Raw genomic sequence first — 18,835 nt, forward strand, 5'->3', positions numbered from 1 at the left:
TACGCCAAACATAGTACTTTCCTTAATTGACTTAACAAACAATCAATGGCAAACAAAAAAAGCATCGCAAATGTACTGGCAAAACCGGTCGGTGTAATGCTGCAGTGCAACAAGCGCTTGTTGCTGACCTGTGGCGTCGTCAGGGCATGACTTCAACCTTCATTCAGACCGCCGCGCACGGCTCGCCTCCCAATTGGGACGGCATGGAATTGCCGTGATACCCACCGCGCCCGAACACGTCCGAGATCGCGGCAGCGATTTCCTATATCGACACGACAGTTACTTTTTTTACTTGTCCGATTTCGTGGAGCCAAACGCCTGTTTAGTACTAATCGGTGATGGCGCCAGCACCCTGTTCTGTGCCCCGAAGGATCTGGAGCGCGAAATCTGGGACGGCTACCGCCTTGGCCCGGAAGGCGCACCTGCCGCGCTCGGGGTTGACCAGGCATTTGCAATCGGCGACCTGGACAGCAACTACCCAAGCTGCTGGAGAACGCTCGGTCGTCTGGTATCCCTTCGCGACGCACAAGGGCCTGGAGGCGCGCATCGACGGCTGGCGTCGAGCAGCTCAACCTGCCAAGCGGAACAGGACGTGGATCTCCATCGCGATCGGGACGCCCAGGATGACAGCGGCGAGCACCGAGCGCGGCGTCCAGTCGCCGGGCGCCTCGAAGGTCCAGAAGCGCAGGAAGGCGAGCGAGAAGCCGATGAAGATCGTGACGGCCGTGACGATGCCCTGGCGGCAGCCGGCCGGCACCGGCTCGGGCTGGCGCGAGGCAGGGGGCGGTGCGCCCTCAGTCGCCATTGCAGGGGAGGCCCGTTCCGTCGGCGGCCGGCCATGCCCGCGCGAACGGTGGCTCGATCGGAGCGATGCGGAGTGCGTTCGTGGTGAAGGGCCTGGCTTCGCGGCTGCGCCCTCGTGATGGACGATCTTCCATCCCAGGCGCGCGCGATTTCAGCGAGACTGTCAAGGTCAACCACTTGTGGAGTGAACGCCGATGGCAGAGCCGAGCAAAGTCGAGGGTAGCGCGCTGGAGGTGCTCTGGTCGAGTGCCACATGCTTCGGCAGTGCGTTCCTTGGCGGCGTCATCGGAAATCTGGCGGCAAGCCTGTTGTGGGAAACCGGGAAGTGGGTAGGGAAGCGGTCGGCCAAAGCGCTCCTGGACAAGGTTCCGGAGCTCAGCGAAATACTCAGTGGCGGCGGGCAGCGACCCAATCACGATCTGTTGCGCGCCTTGCGCCGCGCCGAATGCGCCGCCATGAGCGAGATCATCGACCGCTGCATCCTGGCGCACGCCGGCATCGAACTGTCGGAGGGCAAGATAAAGGCGTTCCTGCAACTGCGCACGCAGAGCCTGCGCGACCCGACACTCGACAGCCTCTGCACCCTGAGGCGCATGTTCCGCGGACTGCACCGCCGCTTGCGAGAGATGCCGAACGACGAACTCGAGAGGCTCAATGGCGGCGCGACTAACGATCTGCCCGGCATCGTCCGCTCGGCATCCGAATGCTTTGCCGCCGACGATGTTGAAACGCTGAGGCGCACGGTGGTGGACAACTTCGTCACCACACTCGAATCCGCCGTCATGGGGCCGGGCCGGTTCTCCGGCCTGTCGAAGAAGCTGGAGCCGGTGCTGCGCGAGGGTTTTCCGACGATTCTGCGCGACCATCTCTACCAGCATCCGAATGGCTGGTGGGACTACCTGCGCACGGCGTTCCGGGAGGAGCTGAAAGACCCGGCGAACGAACGCGCGCGCACCGCCTGGGAACTGGACGTCCAGAGTCGACTGCAGCCACAACTGGGCCCGAACTGGTCGGAGCTGTCCTCGCGTCTGGACGTCATCGATGCGTCGATCGATCGCGAATGGGCGCTCCTGGTCTCGTTGCGCAACGAGTTCGATGAATTCGCCGAGCAAGTCCTCGTGCTGCTGAAGCGGATCGACGAGCAGGTTGGCGTGCTGGTGGAGCGGTTCGAGGATCTCGACGAGCGCATACGGGCCCAGATCGGGGCGAGCGCGGCGGTTGCGATATCGCCAGGCGCACCGTTGCTCCCCCGACCGCTGCCGGTCGCGCACAAGCCGGTGGGCCGAGACGAGGAATTGACGCTGCTGCGCGAGCAGCTTGCCGACCCGGCGACCAAGATGCTGCGGATCATCGGCCGTGCAGGCGCGGGCAAGACGACGCTGGTCGCCTATGTGTTGAACGATTTGCTCGCGGCAGGCGGCGGCGCAGAACCTGGCAGGCGGGCCGCGTTCGACGCGGTGCTGTTCATCCGGTGCCACGAGAATGAATCCCAGACCGCCGCGCGAATCCTCGAAGGTGCTGACGAGGTCTTGCGCAAGCTGGGGCTGCCCGCGGTGTCGACCAGCGGCCAAGATACGTCTGCGCGAGCCAAGTTTGCGCGCTTTGCCGAGGAGACCGCGGCGCTGCGCATCCTGATATTTCTCGACAATCTGGAATCGGCCATCTCGGTCGGAGATGGCGCGCTGGCCGACCCGGACCTGAATGATCTGTTCGTCGAACTGATGGAAGGTGGCGAGCATGTCCGGCTGGCCTACACGAGCCGCACCAATCCGAGCATACGGGCCGAAGCCGGCCTGGTGCCCATCGAGCAACTGCGCCCCGAGCGTCAAAGACAAGTGGATCTGGCCACCGGACTGGCCGACGCAGCCGCAGTCGACTTGCTGCGTCGGCAAGATCCCCAGGGCGTTCTCGGGCTTCGGGATGCGCCGGTCGCAATGCTGCTGGACATCGTGCGCAGCGTGGGAGGCAATCCGAAGGCCATCGAACTCATCCGGGGAGCGGTCGAAGCCGGACGCGTGGAACCGGCGCAGGTGGCGCGCTTCCTGGCAGACGCGCGCGGGTCGCATGCCGTCTTTGGCGACCTGCTGGAGGCATTGATCGGCGTCTACTACGAGAAACTGAGCAGGATCGAGATCCAGTTCCTGCAGGCGCTCGCGGTCTATGGGACGCCGGTGAGTTTGCATGCCGTCGCGCACGTGCTGACCGAATGCGGCGCAGCCATCACGGAAGAACTCACCGTCGTGCAGGCGCGCCTGCTCCGGCACAGGCTGATCCGAAGAACTGGAGAGACCTTGGACCAGCACGACGCGGAGCGCACGCATTTGATCGGGTCCTTGCCTTCCTCCCAGACGCAGGATGGAGTTGCTTCGATGTGGACGCGAGAGCGTCTCATGGAGAGCGCGACCCGTTTCTGGCAAGCGCGGTGCCGGCCCGAGTCCACTTGGACCTCCATCGCAGACCTTGAGCCCCAGTTTCGCGAGATCGATCTCTTGAAGGCTCGGGGGGCGATCGAGCAAGCCGCCGCGGTGACGCTGGGGACGGCCGGTTTTCTGACGCAACGCGGCTACCACCTCAGGCTGCGCGGCATGCTGTCGGCCATCGAAGCCCAACGCGACGCGGCCATGTCGGTGGCTATGCGCGGGCGGGTCGGATGCGCGCTGGCGGATTCGCTGGGCCGACTCGGTGTGTTCGATCAGGCGAAAGATGTCTCCAGCCGGACGCTGAGCTTGCTTGTCGATGCCGACCTGGATCGCATCGATGTTGTGCGGGCCAAGCAATGCGATGCACGGTGCGAACTGGAATTGGGACGGATTTCCAACGCGATCGACGACCTTGAGTCTGCCGATGCCCAGTTGCAGCAATGTCGCGATACCGGCGTGGTGGATGCCGCACTGGAAGTTCGGCTGCTCGGTGATCTGGCGTTCGCGAAAAGCATCGTCGGCGATATACGCGGCGCTTTGTCTCTCGCGCAGCGGGCCGAGGCTCTGGCTGCTTGCGAAGGCGATGTGCGTGGCCTGGTTCGCGGCACCGCATATTCGGGGCTGTACCTCTCCTATGCTGGGGATTTCGCGGCCGCGAGGAGCAAGTATCGGGATGCCATCAGCCTAGGCAAGAAGGCCGGCGGCGGCTATGAGCTGGTGCTTGCCTACGGCTTGTCGTCCGAGACGGAGTTGGTGACCGGCAACAGTGCACGAGCGATCGAGCTGGCGCTGAGCGCGCTCGAGATCGAGCGGGACATCAACAACGTGCTTTCCGGAAGCTGGTGCAAATGGCTGATTGCCAGCGCACTGTCGAAAGACGCTGACAAACTTGAAGCTGCCGAGCAGTTGGCGCGGGAAGCATTGACGTTCAACCGGCCGCTGAACAATCCCAATCCGCGCGCACTGCTTGGAATTCTTCGCCTCAGGCAGGCGGACCGGAAAGGCGCCCGGATCCTCGACCAAGTTGTTGAAGAAACCAGCCAGCTGTTGCGGTCATGTCCTGCCAACTGGGAGGCGCATTGTGCCCAAGGGTGGGCGCTGCTGGGGTTGGCCAGCCAGGGAGAGTGCAGCCATGCCGACGGAATTGCTGCGTATGCACGCGCTCGCAAAGCGTCGCCGAGTTCAGGACACCTCTGGCGCATCCGCCTTCAGATCACGTTGCTGGGATCGCTGCTCGCCGACCTATCGGAGTCGGAGTTGGCGCAACTCAAGGCACTTGGCGCGACATAGGGATTCTCCGGCGGCTTGGCCGCGTCGACCGGAGGAAAAACATAGGTGCATACCCAGCGCGGCGCACGGTTGCCCGCCATCTCAGCCAGGGCGAAGGTCTGGATACTCGGACTCAGCAAGACGTGGGTAGCAGCTTCGTACTCGATGACGGAATGAGATGCAGGGTAGTAGCTGGCCAGATAGGCGTGAAGCTCTCGCAACTGGCCAACGTCGAAGCGCTCCTTGTACGTGTTCTCGCCGATCATCCCGACCTGCCACAGCACGAGGTGGTGTCGTGGATCGATCAGCGGTCTCGCGCGCAACAGATGGGTGGCGCCGTAGGACTGGAATCCGAGCGATACCAGATCGATGTTCAGGTCCGCCATCAGCCAGTCGAGTGCCGAGATCCCCGGGGACATGCGAGCCGGATAGCCTTCCGTCCGCGCGGCATCGACCGCCATGTGCCCGGGAGAGCAGCACACGGCCGGATGCCCATACAAGGCCATGCAAACCCGAAGACCGCTGCGTACCGCTGCCATCACGCGATCGACCATCGCCCGGTACGCATTGGCGCGGTCTTCGCATTGCTTGTAGCAGTCAATCAGTGTTTCGCTGGAGCGAGCCTCGCGTTCGATCCATGCGATGTCGAGCGGATTGCTCGTCAGATAGAACACGCAGCCGGCGGAACGAATCTGCTGCTGGGCTTCTACCGTTAGATCCGAGATCGAACTGAGACCCAGGCCTACGACGGCTATCGACCCTCCGGACCTGGGGTTTCCTTCACTCATGCGCCCGATTGAGGCGCAGGAAACGGCACCCGCTGCGCTGATTCAGTGGCCGTGGAGCCACGGCCGAATTGCTCGAACTGTTGGCGCACGTGCAACTCGAAGTCGCTGGGGAGGTTTACCAATTCGTCAGTTGAGTAGCCTTGCGCCGCAAGCGCCGCCCGGGGGTCGGAATCCCATGACGAACGCGCGGCTGCGTGCTCTGCTACGGCGATCAAGGCTGATGTCAATCTGCTGTCCATGCTGCTACCTGCCTTTCGATGAAACGAAGAGAAAACAACGCTGTAGACATTCTGGCGCCTTTTTCAGTCCAGGCACACCGGTTTCACTTCATCGCAAGAGCCATGCCCGCGATCAGGGTTTCATTGCATATCCTGCAATAGAACTTCGCGCTTCGGCTGAACATCCGGCAATCAACCTCCGGCCTGAACAGGCCGCGTGCCATGTAGCGAGCGCCCTCGAAAGCGCCGATCAGGCCGGCATGGGGTTCTTGCGCGAGCAGCGCCGCCAGCGTGTCGCGCCTGCTTTGGGCGGACGCCTGGTTTCGCGAGGCCGACTGCTCGCCGATCACGCTCTCCGGCACGGGGGGCGGCGTCGACAGGCGCAGGTACTCCGCATGGCCCCAAGGGGTCGGTACCGGCGTGTCCGGCGCGATGCGCGACGACCATTTCACCCGGCCCGACGCGTCCAGCACCGAGACATTCGGCTCCCAGGGCGTCACGTCGGCGCCAAAGACATAGGGCACCTCGCTCCCGAAATACTCGTCCGCCAGGCCACCGAACGAGTGCCCCAGTTCGTGCAGCAGCACGTAACTGAGGTCTTCCTCCGTCATACCGGCCGCGACGCAGCAGTTGGAATTGAAGATGCCGGAGCCGCCGTAGTGCGGTGCATTGGCCAGCACGATCAACGTCGTGGCGGCGATGCCACCGGTCAGCGCCCGCAGGCGGTGGAGGTCCGTGGCGACGAGGTAGCGGTCCATGCCGAACACGCCGTAGCTGGTGGAGAAATTGGTGAGGCGCCGGTCCGCGTCGGGTGTCGCCGGAATGCCGGAGGCCGGGCTCGGCACGAGCAGCGCGCGCACGGCGATTGCATCCGCGCGAGCGCGATACGGCTCCGCTGCCAGCAGAATGCGGCCGACCTGCGCTGCCTTCTCGAAGAAGGCTTCGGCCTCGTCGGCGGTGTAGCCCTCGGCCACCAGCAACACGCTGAGCGGCGCGCCGGGGGCGCCGTGAAGCTGCCGGACCTGCCTGTCGGCCGGCGCTTCGCGTTCGGCCGCTTCGAGCGTTGGCGCGGCCGCCGGCAATGCGTGCTCCAGCAAGGTCCGGTAGGCGTCGCCGCGGACGCGCTTCTCGAAGCGGACGCTGGCACCGGCGAACCACGGGACGACGTGCGACTCGGAGAACTGCGCTACCACGTCTTCGCCGGCTCCGACAACCGTCGATTGCCACTCGTCGAACAGCGTCGAATAGCCGCGCGAGGCCAGCGGCCGGCCGGCATCGGACAGCACCGACCAGCGGTAGTCTCCGCGCAGGTCGAAGGCCTGGGGGATGAAAGGGTCCGGATGCGCCTCGTCGAACACGGCCGCCACTTGGTAGCGCTCGCTGGCTGGCGTGCCCGAATGCCAGAGGTCGAGCCGGACCGATGGCGTCCTCTTCAGCATAGGGTGCGCCGCAGGAAATCGAGGATGCGGCGCTCCAGGTACTGCCGCGCGACGGCGCCGCGCACGCCGTGGCGCTCGCCCGGCAGCAGCAGCAGCTCATGAAGTGCGCCGTGCGCCGCGAGCGCCTCGATCAGCGCGGCGGAATGCCTGAACAGGACGTTCTCGTCCTTGAGCCCGTGGATCACGAGCAGCCGGCCGGTCAGCGAATCGATCTTGCCGACCACGTCAGACGCGCGATAGCCGGCGCCGTTCTCGACCGGCAGGTGCGGCCCTGCGTGCGGACTGCCCATGTAGCGCTCGGTGTAGGGCGCATCGTAGTCCTCCCAGCGGACCACGGGCGCGCCCGCGACGCCCGAGACGAACAGGTCCTGCCGCAGCTGCATGCAGCGCAACACCATGTAGCCGCCGTAGCTCCAACCGCAGACGCCGACCCGATGGCGATCGAGATCGGGGCGCGCCGCCAGGATCTGCTCCAGTGCGGCGCATTGGTCGTCGACCTCGAGATGCCCGAGCCGCCCATGGATCGGGCGCTCGAAATCGAAGCCCCGGCCGCTGGTGCCGCGGTTGTCGATCTTGACCACCGCGAAGCCCTGCTGCAGCAGGAACTGGGCGCGCAGGTCCGCCGTCAGCGCCCAGCTGTCGCGCACCGACTGGGCGTGCGGGCCGCCGTAGACGAAGAGCACCACCGGGGTCTTCGCGCCGCCGGCCGGCGCCGACGCCGGAGCGTAGACCGCGGCGTGCAGCGGGGTCCGGCCGTCCGCGGCCAGCACGGTCCGGAGCTCGGGCGCGACGAAGCCCGCCTCGTACTCGCTCACGGGCGCGGACGGCGCGAAGATGTGGCGTGCGGCACGGTCCTCGATGCGCTCGAAGCGCGTCTCGGGCTTGCGGGTCAGCGACTCGGACCTGTGCAGCCAGTGCCTGCCGTCGGGCGCGATCGTCACGTCGTGGATGCCGGGCTCGGGCGTCAGGTTCTCGGCCACCCAGGCGTTCGACGCCAGGGCCCGGTAGACGTGCCGCGTCAGGCCGTCGCCTGCAGTGGCCGTGAAGTAGACGCCCTCGCCCTCGCCGTCGCCGACCAGGCCGATCGGCCCTTCGACATGCAGGCCGTCGGCGCCGATGTCCGCCAGCATCGCGCCCTGCGCATCGAACAAGCCGATGCGGCCCACGCCGGCGCGCTCGTGCGCGAGGAAGAAGCTGTCGTCGCTGCCGCCGCGGAACATCGGCGAGCCGCCGGCATTGATCCAAGGCAACTGCGTCTGCTCCAGCAGCACCGACGCGCGGCGATCGGGCAGCGCGATCTTCAGCAACTGGTAGCGCGTCTGGTCGCGGCTCAGGCGCGTCACCAACACGGCCTCCGGTCCGCGCCAGGCCAGGCCGCACAGGTACGGCCATTCGTCGGATGCCGCGAGGATCTCCGCGCGCTCGCCGGTGTCGACGTCGAGCGTGGAGACCGCGAAGCGCGCGACCGGCAGGCCCGGCCGCGCGTAGAAGTACTGCTCGATGCGCGTCTGCGCGCCGTCGCTGATCCCGATCGACTCGACCGCGCTCACGTCGAAGCTCGCGAACACGAGCCGCCCCCCGTCCTTGTTCCAGCGGCAGGGCGCGCCGTTGTAGATCTCCTCGCGCGTGATCTGGTCCGCCAGGCCGTTGAAGCGGGTGGCCGTGGCGTCGTGCGTCAGCCGGCGCGCAGGGCCGGTCGCCGCGGCGCCGGGGCGCGGCGTATCCAGCAACCACAGCTCCGATCCGCTGCAGAACACGAGACGGGTGCCGTCGTCGCTGAGCTGCAGGTACTCGATGTAGGCATCGTGCTCGTGGCGGGCCAGCGCGAGCGATGCGGCATCCACCACGGCCAGCCGGTTCGACACGGCGCAGACCAGTCCGGCGGATGCGGGCAGCCACGCGAAGCTGGTGACGCCGTCGAATCGCTGACGCGCTCTTTCGCGCGCGAGTTCCTCGGCGAGCGAGCGCTCCGCGCGTCCGTCGCCCACCTGCTGCGCGGACAGGGCGGTGCACGTCAGCCCGCTTTCCGTGTCAAGGATGCGCAAGTCCAGCGCGTGCGGATCGCGGCCCGGCTGCAGGTACGCGAGCAGGCGCGCGTCGTGCCCGAAGGCGGCGGACTGGATCGACGGCGCACTCGGGGCCGGGTCGGCGAAGTCGGCAAGGACGATGGGGCGGGTCATCAGGCGCTCAGTCGGGAAGCCAGGGGCGCCGGCACGCGGAACACCGGCACCCTGCGGTGCTCGGGCTCGGCGTAGCGCCTGCAGTTCAGGAAGAGGAAGTCGAGCACCGCCTTTTCGTCCGCGAGCAGGGTCGGGTGCTCGCTCTTCCAGCGCTCGAACGCCTCGCGCAGTGCCGGCTCCTGCGCCAGCAGCCGTTCGGCCTCGTCCTCGAACACGTAGGCGCTGTACGTCTCCTTCTTGTCGAGCACCGCATCGAAGAAGCCCCAGCGGAAGAAGCTGTCGGTGGCTTCGGGTTCGAGCGTCTCCACGATGAAGCGGTCGCACGGCTGGCCCAGCGGCACCAGCCAGTCGCCGGCGTTCAGCTGAATCTCGACGGCCTCGGGCGCCAGCTCAACCTGCGCATGCAGGTGGCGCCCCTCGAACGGCAGCGGGCTGGTGTCGACCCGCGCGATGCGGTAGGCCTCCAGGGCCGCCGTACCGGGTTCGCGCACCGGGAGCAGTGCAACGCCGTTGAGGCGAAGCCGCTGCGCCACTTCGTCCCAGGCCTGCGGCACCAAGTATGCGGCTGGCGGCGCGACCAGCCGCGTCGGGCGGCAGAACTCGAAGTACGGCAGCTCCTTGACGAAGGGCTGCTGCCGGTCGAAGCGCAGGCGCCGGTAGTGGCCGATGCGACTCGGCTCGCGCACCGCCTCGTAGCCGTGGAAGCGGAAGCTCGAGTGCCGGCTTTCGTCGAGCGTCCAGTCGACCGGCCACGCGACCGCACCGGCGACGGCGGCCCGGTCGCGCGCGCGGCACGCGCGGATCTCCGCGCCGTGCCGCGTGGTGTGGGCAATCGCGGCGTCGAGGAAGGCGCGCAGGCTGTGGTAGCGGTCCGCGAAAGGCTTGAGCATATGGGTTTCAGGCATGAACCCGATGCAATGGTGCAAGGCCGCATAACCGGTGGAATAGCGCGGCGAATCGGCGAAGGCGAGCAGGCCGTCGTCCGGGATGTCGGTGGCGGTGTTGACGTAGGGGCACATCGGCCAGCCGCTGTGCTCCATGTCCGCGTAGAGCTCGGGCAGCATGCGATCGCGCAACCATGCGCCGAGCGTGCCGCCGAGCTTGTCGGGCTGCGTCGGGATGAGCGTCATGGCGTAGCTGTAGTCGGCGCCGTTGGACGTGTGGGTGTCGACGAACACGTCCGGGTCCCACTCGGTGAAGGTCTTCGCGAACAGTCGGGCATTGCGCGAGTCGGCCTTGATGAAGTCCCGGTTCAGGTCGAGGTGCCGTGCATTGCCGCGGAAGCCGAAGGCCTCGGGCCCCAGTTGGTTGACCCGGCTCGTGTCGTGGCGGTTGCGCGAGCCGTCCACGTTGTAGACGGGGATGTACGCGAGCACCGTCGAGCCGAGCTGTGCGAGCCGTTCGGGGCGCGTGCACAGGTCGCGCACCAGCGCCATGCAGATGTCGATGCCCTCGGGCTCGCCCGGGTGGATGCCGTTGTTGTTGAAGAACACGGTCCGCCCCGCCGCCCTGATGCGCCGCGCGTCGAACTCGCCGTCGGCGCTGAGCACTCCCAGGTGCACGGGCGTGCCGCCGTCGGACCGGCCGATCTCGACGAAGCGCAGGTACTGCGGAAAGGCCTGCGCCAGCCGCTCGTGGAATGCGATGCAGGCTTCCCACGTGGTCGTCTGGTTGCCGCTGCCGATCTCAAAGGGTGTTTGCCAGTCTTGCAACATTCAACCGTTCCTGGTGCCCGGGGGGAGAAGGCCCGCCGCGGGGCCGAAGACAAGTCTACGGCGTCGCGGCGGCGCGGGCACCAACGTCGCCCACGGCACCACGCGCTCCACCTCTGCCAGGAACTCGCGTTTGCGCGTGCGTTTGGTCGTCGGGTTCAGGCCCAGGTCGGCTTGTTTCATGGGGGTCGATTGTCTGCGCGCACTTGTACCGATCAGCACATCCTGGGGGATTTACGCAGACCTTCCTTGGTCTTACTGCGTCAGTAAAATCAAGGCATTATGCGGGCTTCTTCATTCATCACGCGAGGGGCGAATAGGTGGCGGTTTCAAGACTGAAGCGCAGCATGTAATTGTTGTGCGAGGACCGGGGCGTGCTGCGCGCTCGCCAGCAGGTGTGGGAACACAGCCAGCGGGGTGTTGAAGCATGGTTTGCGCGAGGTCTGCCGTTCAGGCTGTCGGCGATGGTGTGTAGGTCGTCCTGGCTGTGCTCGCTCAGGTCGGTGCCCTTGGGCAGGTACTGGCGCAGCAGCCCGTCGGTGTTTTCGCAGGTGCCCACGCTGCCAGGGGCTGTGCGGATCACAGAAGTAGACCCGCACGCCCGTGGCGGCCGCCAGTTGCCGGAGGTAGCTCATCTCCTTGCCCTGGTCGTACGCGAAGCTCTTGCGCATCGGATCTGCGATCGCGTTGAGCTTGTCGTGAGGCCGGTCAGGGCCGAGCTGGCCGTGGCGTCGTCCATTTTGGCCAGCAGTACCAGGCGACTGGATCGATCACCCGCACCTTGCCGACCAACGGCAAGTTCACCGGCCCGCAGCGCGTGCTCTACGATTTGGTGCTGGCCAGCCAGCAGGCCGCCGTAGACGCGACCAGGGCCGGGGCCCACCGCACCGACCCGCACGACGCCACGGTGCGCGTGCTGTCACAGGGCATGCTGGATGTTGGCTTGCTCGACGCCGACAAGGTTGGCAGCGTGGACGACGTGATCGACAAGCGCGCCTACTTTCCCTTCTACATGCACCGCACCGGTGACTGGCTGGGCATGGACGTGCATGACTGCGGCAGCTACGTCGAGCCCTCGCAGGTCGGCGAAGTGAGCGAACGCAGGGACCCGCTGTCCAACGAACTCATCCAGAACCGGCCCAGCCGCATCCTTCAGCCGGGCATGGTGCCGACCATCGAGCCGGGCATCTACGTACGGCCCGGCGAGGGCGTGCCGGAGCGGTTCCACAACATCGGCATCCGCATCGAGGACGATGCGATCGTCACGGCGACGGGTTGCGAACCGATCTCGCGCGGCGTGCCGGTGAATGGGGACGAGATCGAGGCGCTGATGCGCTGACCTGCCGCCTGTCGGCGGGTGGATGGCAGGGTCTTGGGTCTCGACACCTCACGCGACTGGCGGGGACCTCGTCGTCCGCGGTGCGCAGCACCCGCGGCCTGGGCTGCCGGCGCACCTGCGGGACACACTCGGGAAACTTGCACCGCAGCGGCCCATGGCCCACGACGCATGAAACCAGTGCGAGCAATGCCTGTTCGTGGGCACCCGCGGAACCGGCTTTGCCGGGCCGCTGGGTGCGCCCCCTGGAGGGGCTGAGGGCCGCGGCTCCAAGCCTGCCTGCGCAGGCTTGGACGGCCCGCAAGAGCAGCCGCCTCTGGCGGCCGCACCGGCGCCGCAGGCGCATTCGGGGGTGGGTTTCATTTCAGGCCGCGGAGCCGGCGACGTGTCCCCGCGTGAAGGCCTCCTCGAAGATCGAGTAGCCCGACCAGTCCGCGTGCGCAAAGGACAGCCGGCCAGCCACCACCTTGCCCTTGGCCTGCCGATGCGACCCGACTTGGCTCAACAGTCCGGGCATCGGCATCGCCATCGCATGGCCATAGCGCGTGATGTCGATGCGCGTCGCCTTGGCACGCAGGTCCGCATGCGGTGCGGAAAGCTCGGCCACCAACTCGTCGCGCCATGCCGTCCATGGTCGGTCGAGCAGCAGCCGACGCCCATCGCTCGTGTCGTAGCTGCTCGGTCCGAGCGGGCGATACCAGCTCAGCACGGTGGGGCCGGGCGTCGGGTCCAGCGACTGGTGGCGAGCATCGACATAGCCCAGCCCTCGACTGCCGTAGACCACGTTGTCCCAGCTCGGCGCGGCGCCGGGACGGTCGGTGAGCGGGGCGCGCAGATGCAAATTGGCGACCAGCCAGGGCGCGTAGCGCACATGCGCCGCCGCATTGCGCAGGACCTCGGGCGGGTTCTCGACGATGCGCGCCGCGACAAACACCGGCAACGCGACGATGCATCGCTCGGCCCGCCAGCGCACCATCGATTGCGTCGCGGCATCGTAGGCATCGACCTCGACGCCGCTGCGCATCTCGGCGATTCGCGTGACGACGTGGCCGCCGCGGATTCGATCCCCGAGCGGCTGCGCGATACGGCGCGTGAGCCAACCGTTGCCCTCCGGCCATGTCAGCACCGCGTCGCGCTCCGCGCTGTCATCGCCCGGCGCGTGAAAGCCGTGCCGACTCGCGAAGTAGTGGATGCCGGCCCACGCCGAGACATGCGCAGCCCCGGCGCCGTAGTCGTCGCGGCAGCAATAGTCGAGGTACCAGCGCAGGTGCGGTTCGTCGAAGCCCTCGCGGTCCAGCCACGCGGCGAAGGGAACGGCATCCAGCGCCAGCAAGGCCGGCGCAAGTGGCGCGCGCAGCGTCGGGATGACGAAGCGCGCCCCGGTCCGCAGCGCTTCGACTCGCTGGCCGAACAAGCGGTACTGGGCCAGCGCGCTGGCGCCCGCGAACTGCATCGGCAGCAGCCCATCCTGCCATTCACCCTCGATGAAGATGCGCTCCTGCGGGCTGTGGCACAGGTGTCGTTCGTCGTACTGCCAGCGTCCGGCCACGCGCTGGCGCAGGCCGAGTTCCTCGAGCAGGTCCTGCACCTCGTGCGCCTCATCGCCCGGCACCGGCAGATAGTGCGCACCAAGCGGGCAGGCGATGCCGCCGACCGCGCCGCCGCGGCTGTTGCCACCGGCCGTGTCTTCCAGTTCGAGCAACTCGAAGTCCTCGATGCCCGACAGGCGCAGCGCACGCGCCGCCGCGAGTCCTGCCACGCCGCCACCGGCGATCACGACACGCGTGATCCGCGTCTTCGAAGGCGCCGCGCCACGAAGACCGCCGTCGCGCAAGGCATGCCCGCGCACCACGTCGATGCCGGTGAAGCCGCCCTCGATCTCCCCCTCCCGCGCTTCACATCCGCCGAGCGCCAACGCGCCGGCACCCGCACCAAGAAAGGTGCGCCGCCTCATGGAAGAAAACGGAGCCCGCCGGCAATCGACATCAATGCCCCACCACCTTGCCCCACTCCCGCTCATAAGTGGTCACCAGGATCTGGTTGGACAGCCGATTGACCTCCGCCGGCACGCGCCCCATGTCCTTCGGAAAATCGAACATCAGCGGCAAGGTGGCGGGCGTGAGGAATTGCAGGCTCGCCGGCAGCGCGTCCGGCAGTCGCCAGGGCCGCCGGCTCGCGATGATGAAGCCCCATTCGCCAAAGCTCGGCACATGCGCGTGGTACGGCGTCGCGGTCAATCCGACCGATTCGATGGTGGTCGCCACGGTCCAGAAACTGTGGCGCGCGACCAGCGGCGAAGTGGTCTGGATCACCGCATAGCCGCTGGCCGACAGGCGCTTATCGAGCAGTGCATAGAAGGCGTTCGTGTAGAGCTTGCCGATGGCGAAGTTGGTTGGATCGGGGAAGTCGACCACGATCACATCGAACAGATCATCGTCCGCCGCGCGTGCCGCCTTGCGTGATTCACCGCCCCCCGATGGAACGCTCGATTCACCCGCCTGCTGCAACCACCGGAACGCATCCGTGTTCACGATCCTCAACTTGGGCGACTTCAACGAGCCCCCGTTCAACGCGGCCAGCGTCTCATGCTCGGCAAAAAGCTTCGTCATGTTCGGATCCAGCTCCACCAGCGTCACCTGCTCGACCGAGGGATATTTCAGGATCTCGCGCACCGCCATCCCGTCCCCGCCACCGAGCACGGCCACCCGCTTCGGCGCGCCCTGTGCCGCCATCGCAGGATGCACCAGCGCCTCGTGATACCGGTACTCGTCGCGCTCCGCGAACTGCAAGTTGCCGTTCAAAAACAGCCGGTGCCCCAGTTGCCCCCGCGTGACCACGATGCGCTGGTACGGCGAGCTGGCGCTGAACACGATGCGGTCCTGGTAGAACTTGTCCTCCGCCACCGTCGTGATCTGGTCCGCGCCGACGAAGGCCGCACCGATGACCCCGAGCGTCAACGCGCAAGCCACCGCATGCGAGCCCACGCGCCGCAGTTCATGCCGGAACAGCCACAGCGCCCACACCGCCACCGCCGCGTTCATGAAGCCGAACAACAGCCCCGTGCGGATCATCCCCAGCTGCGGCACCAGCAGCAGCGGAAACGCGATCGACACCGCCAACGCGCCCAGGTAATCGAAGGTCAGCACCTGCGACACCAGGTCCTTCAACGCCACGTCGCGCTTGAGGATGCGCATCACCAGCGGTATCTCCAGCCCGACCAGCGTGCCCACCACCATCACCAACCCGTACAACAACAGGCGGAACGCCCCCGGCACCCAGGCATTCGCGATGAACAGCACGGCCGGCAGTGCACCGCCAATGAGCGCCACCAGCAACTCGATGCGCAGGAAATGCGCAGGCAGTTGCCGCTCGAAGTACCGCGACAGCCACGACCCCACGCCCATCGCAAACAGGTAGGTGCCGATCACGGTGCTGAACTGCAGCACCGAATCCCCGAGCAGGTAGGAGCTCAGCGCGGCCGCCGTCAGTTCGTACACCAGCCCGCAGGCCGCGATGACGAACACGCTGGCCAGCAACGCGACCTCGACCGGCCGCGCGCCGGCCGTGGCCCGCGCGGGCGAAAGCACGGCGCTCACCGCAGCGTCAATGGATCGCCGCCGCGACGATCACGCAGATGCCCAGGCTCATCGCGGCCACCACGAGCCCCAGTGCCATGTTCTGCTTCTCGACGATCTCGCGCCACAGGTCGTAGGGCGTGATCTTGTCGATGATCATGAACGCCAGCCAGAACACCGCCACGCCAATCACCGCGTAGACGAGCGAGCCAAGGATGACGCCCGCCTTCAGCCATTCAAATCCCATGGGGACCTCCAGTCATAGTCATTCGTTTCACTTGTGCCCACCGCCACTCGAATACCCTCCGAACGAACCACCCGAGCCGCGGTAGCCGCTCCCCGACGAACTGCTGCAGGTGCTCAGGATGATCAACACGATGATGATGATCACCACGATCAGGATGATGGTCCCGCAGCCCAGGCTCGACGCGGCGCTCACCGGCGAGGCGTCCGCGCGCTTGAACATCTCCTTCTTCGCGTCGAGCTTGAAGGCGGTCGCCACCGTCGCGCTGTCGAGCTTGTCGCCGGACGACCAGGTCAGCTCGTTGGTCGAGCGCTCCATCGACAGCAGGCTGTTGCCGCTCGCGAAGTCGCGGTTGAAGGTGGTCTGGCCACGCTCGACCTTCCAGTAGAACTCGCCCGCCACGTAGGTGGTCTCGGCGTTGTACGCGTACTGCTGCAGGTAGCGCTTGCCGAGGTAGGTGGCGGAGGCACCACTCTCGGCCATCGACGGTGCGCCAGTCGTCGGGGAGACCATGCTCCAGCCGTCCTCGGCATCCACCAGGAAGCTGAAGCCGCGCTTCTTGTTGAACAGCAGGTACTCGTCCCAGCCGAAGTGTTCGTCGTCGCCGGGCGCGTTGCCCATGCGATGCTGGAAACCGACCACCTGCCACTGCAGGCCCTGCAAGGTGCCCAGCGTGCCGAGCGCGATCAGCGGACGCACCGGCTCGTCCTGCTCGGCATGCCGCAACTCGCCGCCGATGCCCTGCGTCAGGTCGATGATGCTGCTGCAGTTGCGGCAGGTGATGCTCTTGCTGCTGTCGAAGTTGACCGTGACGGTCGCGCCGCAGTTCGGACAATTGAAGCTGCGGCCCTTGTCCTCCTTGGCCGACTCCCCGCGCAGGCCGGTGAGTTGCAGGTCTTCGAGACGGACCGCGCGGCCAAGGTAAGCGCCGGGTGGTTCCGAGCCGTAGTCCAGGCTCAGCACCATGCCCTTGTCGCTGCGCAGCTCCACGACCGTGAAAGACCGCCCCAGTTCAGGCAACTTCGGCAGTTCGCCCTGGGCCGACACCAGTTGCACCTGCTCGTTGGAGGCCACCGTATAGCTCTGGCCATTGAACGCCGTGGTGGCGCCCACGCGCAACGCCGTGGCCGGCGGCGCGGCCTGCTGCAAGGCCAGCGGCAGCGAGAAGACGAAGGCGCCGTTGTCCTCGCTCAGCGTGCCGGTGCGATCGCCGTCGAGCGCGGCGATCCACTCGGTCCAGCGCCCACCGGCATAGCTGTACTGCAGCCGGCCGACCAGCGTGAAGGGCTTGTCCTGGATGCGGCCAGACGCGAACAGTTGCAGCGGACTGAAGTCATCGAACAGCTCCGCCATCTTTCCGATGCGTGCCAGCGTCTCGCCCTGCCGCACCACCGTGCTCTGGCAGTACGGGCACACCGCGAACGTCGACTGCGCCGAGCGGAACTCGACCGGCGCGCCGCAGCCGGGGCAGGGCGCGCGGTAAGCGCGCTGAGCGGATTCAGCCATGTCGCAAGACGGTGATCTGCATCAGGTCGGCAGATACCGCCGATCCGCCCTTGCCAACCTGCCGATACCGCCCTCTGCAACGGAGTTGGCGAAGCGCAGCGCAGCCTGCGTGGGGGCCGTGTTCACACCAGCTTCTTCAGCAGTTCCGCCTTCTTGGCGTCGAATTCTTCCTGCGTCAGGATGCCCTTCGACTTGAGCTCGCCGAGCTTCTCCAGCGTCGTCATCACATCCGCCGCGCTGACCACCGCCACCACTGGCTGGGCCACCGCCGCACTGGCCGCCGCGGCGTTGCTGTTCGCGTTCAACCCCTGCGCCAGGTTCTGCGCCAACACCTGCCCCAGCGCCACGCCAGCGCCCAGCCCCATCGCGTCCCCCGCGATGCCCCCGCCGCCGCCCGCACCCTCCGCGAACTTCGGGATCGCCTGAGCCGTCTGGTACTGCATGAACTTGCCCATGTCGTTGCCGACCATGCCCATGCCGATCTTCTGGTCCAGGATCTTCTGCAGCTCCTCGGGCAGCGAGAGGTTCTGCACCGTGATGTTCTCGAGCTTGATGCCGATCTTCGCGAATTCCGGCACCAGTTGCGTGGCCAGCGCCGTCGCGAACTGGATCTGGTTGGCCGCAAGGTCGAGGAAAGGCACGCCGCTGGAGGCGATCGCGTTGCTGATGTTCTGCAGCACCAGCCCGCGCAATTGCCCGTCCAGATCGGCCGCGGTGTAGACATCGCGCGTCCCGGAGATCTCGGTGTGGAACAGCTTGGCATCGCCGATGCGGAACGAGTAGTTGCCGAAGGCCCGGATGCGCACAGCGCCGAAGTCCTTGTCGCGCACCGTGATCGGCTGCGGCGTGCCCCACTTCTGGTCGACCTGCTGGCGCGTGCTGAAGAAATAGACGTCGCTCTTGAACGGGGACTCGAACAGCTTGTCCCAGTTCTTCAGGTAGGTCAGCACCGGCAGCGTCTGCGTCGTCAGCTTGTACATGCCGGGGCCGAACACGTCGGCCACCTTGCCTTCGTTGACGAACACCGCCACCTGCGACTCCCGCACCGTGAGCGAGGCGCCGTTCTGGATTTCCATCTCCGCCATCGGAAAGCGCCAGGCCAGCGTGCCGTCGCCCGACTCGGTCCACTGGATGATGTCGATGAACTGCTTCTTGATGAAATCCATCAGGGCCATGGTCGCGCTCCTCAACAAGGTGGTTCTGCGGCGCGGATATTGCCACATCGGCATCGCGGCATGCCCTGATTTCATGACCGGACGCCGCGCCCCACGGCCGGACTGGATGTAGACGGAGGTCTACAATCGCGCCCCCAATAATCAATGTCGCCGACGGCTGATTGCGTGT

The 18,835-nt window shown here is 66.5% G+C and carries 11 protein-coding genes and 4 pseudogenes; 3 read left to right on the forward strand and 12 right to left on the reverse strand.

What is annotated here, in order from left to right; all coding sequences use genetic code 11:
• Positions 1-130: 130 nt before the first annotated feature.
• Positions 131-584 (forward strand): annotated as a pseudogene (locus WKW82_RS40590) (aminopeptidase P N-terminal domain-containing protein); the annotation flags it as partial.
• Here the strand turns inward: WKW82_RS40590 and WKW82_RS01390 are convergent.
• A complete protein-coding gene (locus WKW82_RS01390; RefSeq protein WP_340340938.1) occupies positions 569-805 on the reverse strand; it encodes a hypothetical protein in 237 nt (78 codons plus the stop codon). The pseudogene WKW82_RS40590 and the gene WKW82_RS01390 sit on opposite strands and share 16 nt — an antisense overlap.
• A 193-nt stretch (positions 806-998) precedes the next feature.
• Here WKW82_RS01390 and WKW82_RS01395 point away from each other — a divergent pair, with 193 nt between their 5' ends.
• Positions 999-4,514 (forward strand): AAA family ATPase, encoded by a 3,516-nt coding sequence (locus tag WKW82_RS01395; RefSeq protein ID WP_340340460.1) that lies wholly within the window; start codon positions 999-1,001, stop codon positions 4,512-4,514.
• Here WKW82_RS01395 and WKW82_RS01400 read toward each other — a convergent pair.
• From WKW82_RS01400 to WKW82_RS01425, 6 genes and pseudogenes are all read right to left on the reverse strand, one after another.
• Positions 4,433-5,281: an SAM-dependent methyltransferase gene (locus WKW82_RS01400; protein WP_340340461.1), complete on the reverse strand. Its 849-nt coding sequence runs from the start codon at positions 5,279-5,281 to the stop codon at positions 4,433-4,435. The two genes, WKW82_RS01395 and WKW82_RS01400, sit on opposite strands and share 82 nt — an antisense overlap.
• Positions 5,282-5,603: 322 nt before the next feature.
• Positions 5,604-6,866: a M64 family metallopeptidase gene (locus WKW82_RS01405; protein ID WP_340340462.1), complete on the reverse strand. Its 1,263-nt coding sequence runs from the start codon at positions 6,864-6,866 to the stop codon at positions 5,604-5,606.
• Positions 6,867-6,931: 65 nt separating this feature from the next.
• Positions 6,932-9,118, reverse strand: a complete 2,187-nt coding sequence (locus tag WKW82_RS01410) for a S9 family peptidase (protein ID WP_340340463.1) — start codon at positions 9,116-9,118, stop codon at positions 6,932-6,934.
• Positions 9,118-10,833 (reverse strand): M14 family zinc carboxypeptidase, encoded by a 1,716-nt coding sequence (locus WKW82_RS01415; protein ID WP_340340464.1) that lies wholly within the window; start codon positions 10,831-10,833, stop codon positions 9,118-9,120. Before WKW82_RS01415 ends, WKW82_RS01410 begins: the two co-directional genes overlap by 1 nt.
• A 78-nt stretch (positions 10,834-10,911) precedes the next feature.
• Positions 10,912-11,013 (reverse strand): annotated as a pseudogene (locus tag WKW82_RS01420) (IS5/IS1182 family transposase); the annotation flags it as partial.
• Between the two features lie 146 nt (positions 11,014-11,159).
• Positions 11,160-11,501 (reverse strand): annotated as a pseudogene (locus WKW82_RS01425) (IS30 family transposase); the annotation flags it as partial.
• Between the two features lie 98 nt (positions 11,502-11,599).
• On the opposite strand from WKW82_RS01425, the pseudogene WKW82_RS01430 reads away from it, so the two are divergent.
• Positions 11,600-12,169, forward strand: a pseudogene (locus tag WKW82_RS01430) (M24 family metallopeptidase); the annotation flags it as partial.
• Positions 12,170-12,530: 361 nt separating this feature from the next.
• Here the strand turns inward: WKW82_RS01430 and WKW82_RS01435 are convergent.
• The 5 genes from WKW82_RS01435 to WKW82_RS01455 all read right to left on the reverse strand — a co-directional run bounded on the left by WKW82_RS01435 (position 12,531) and on the right by WKW82_RS01455 (position 18,666).
• Positions 12,531-14,120, reverse strand: a complete 1,590-nt coding sequence (locus tag WKW82_RS01435) for an NAD(P)-binding protein (protein WP_340340465.1) — start codon at positions 14,118-14,120, stop codon at positions 12,531-12,533.
• Positions 14,121-14,151: 31 nt separating this feature from the next.
• Complete coding sequence (locus WKW82_RS01440; RefSeq protein WP_340340466.1) at positions 14,152-15,762, reverse strand: polyamine aminopropyltransferase; 1,611 nt, start codon at positions 15,760-15,762, stop codon at positions 14,152-14,154.
• Between the two features lie 7 nt (positions 15,763-15,769).
• Positions 15,770-15,988: a DUF350 domain-containing protein gene (locus WKW82_RS01445; protein ID WP_340340467.1), complete on the reverse strand. Its 219-nt coding sequence runs from the start codon at positions 15,986-15,988 to the stop codon at positions 15,770-15,772.
• A 27-nt stretch (positions 15,989-16,015) separates the two neighbouring features.
• Positions 16,016-17,491, reverse strand: coding sequence for a DUF4178 domain-containing protein (locus WKW82_RS01450; RefSeq protein WP_340340468.1), 1,476 nt, complete (start codon positions 17,489-17,491; stop codon positions 16,016-16,018).
• Positions 17,492-17,613: 122 nt separating this feature from the next.
• A complete protein-coding gene (locus WKW82_RS01455) occupies positions 17,614-18,666 on the reverse strand; it encodes an SPFH domain-containing protein (protein WP_340340469.1) in 1,053 nt (350 codons plus the stop codon).
• Positions 18,667-18,835: the final 169 nt, after the last annotated feature.

The sequence above is a fragment of the Variovorax rhizosphaerae genome (genome assembly GCF_037889975.1).
Taxonomy (GTDB): Bacteria; Pseudomonadota; Gammaproteobacteria; order Burkholderiales; family Burkholderiaceae_C; genus Variovorax; species Variovorax rhizosphaerae.